Here is a 1,150-nt window from a genome sequence, read left to right as displayed (position 1 = left end):
ACCGACCTTCGCCTCAACGAGCCGCGCTATGCCTCGCTGCCGAACATCATGAAGGCGAAGAAGAAGCCGCTCGACAGGAAGACGCCGGCCGACTTCGGCGTCGACACGAGCGCGCGCCTGAAGGTCTTGAAGACCGAGGAGCCGTCCGGCCGCAAGGCGGGGGTGAAGGTGAAGAGCGTCGCCGAGCTGGTCGAGAAGCTGAAGACCGAAGCCGGCGTGCTCTGAGAACGGAAAGGGAGAACATCATCATGGCCATTCTTCTTCTGGCAGACCACGACAATGCAACTCTTTCCGACCAGACGGCCAAGGCGCTGACGGCGGCATCGCAGATCGGCTCGCCCGTGCATGTGCTCGTCGCCGGCTCGGGCGCCAAGGCCGCGGCCGAGCAGGCGGCAAAGCTCTCCGGCGTGACGAAGGTCCTGCTTGCCGACGACCAAAACCTTGCCAACAATCTTGCCGAGCCGCTTGCGGCGCTGATCGTGTCGCTGGCCGGCGGCTACGACGCCATCGTCTCCGCCGCGACGTCGGTCGGCAAGAACGTGTCGCCGCGCGTGGCGGCGCTTCTCGACGTGGCGCAGGTCTCGGAGATCGTCGAGGTGGTTTCCCCCGACACGTTCAAGCGTCCGATCTATGCGGGCAACGCGATCCAGACGGTGCAGGCCACCGATGCGAAGAAGGTGGTCACCGTGCGCACGGCCTCCTTCGCGGCGGCGGCGGAAGGCGGCAATGCCCCGATCGAGGCGGTCCCGGCGGCAGCCGACCCCGGCCTTTCCAGCCATGTCTCGGACGCGCTGTCGTCGTCCGACCGTCCGGAGCTGACGTCGGCGAAGATCATCATCTCGGGCGGGCGTGCGCTCGGCTCGTCTGAGAAGTTCCAGGAGGTGATCCTGCCCGTGGCCGACAAGCTGGGTGCGGCCGTCGGTGCGTCCCGCGCCGCGGTCGATGCGGGCTATGCGCCGAACGACTGGCAGGTGGGGCAGACGGGCAAGGTGGTCGCCCCGCAGCTCTACATCGCCTGCGGCATCTCCGGCGCCATCCAGCACCTTGCCGGCATGAAGGACAGTAAGGTCATCGTCGCCATCAACAAGGACGAGGAGGCGCCGATCTTCCAGGTCGCAGACTACGGCCTCGTCGCAGACCTCTTCGACGC

Annotated in this window: 1 protein-coding gene and 1 pseudogene; both read left to right on the top strand. The window is 66.9% G+C overall.

Annotated features, from left to right (window positions below):
• Positions 1–225, top strand: a pseudogene (locus ACIIOY_RS26750) (electron transfer flavoprotein subunit beta/FixA family protein); the annotation flags it as partial.
• Between the two features lie 23 nt (positions 226–248).
• Positions 249–1,150: electron transfer flavoprotein subunit alpha/FixB family protein (locus ACIIOY_RS26745; protein ID WP_411037707.1), on the top strand; the 902-nt coding region annotated here is incomplete at its 3' end.

This window comes from Shinella agrisoli, from assembly GCF_046557955.1.
In the GTDB taxonomy this organism is placed as follows: domain Bacteria; phylum Pseudomonadota; class Alphaproteobacteria; order Rhizobiales; family Rhizobiaceae; genus Shinella.
Note: the sequence above shows the minus strand (reverse complement) of the source record. Positions and strands in the feature narration are given on the sequence as shown.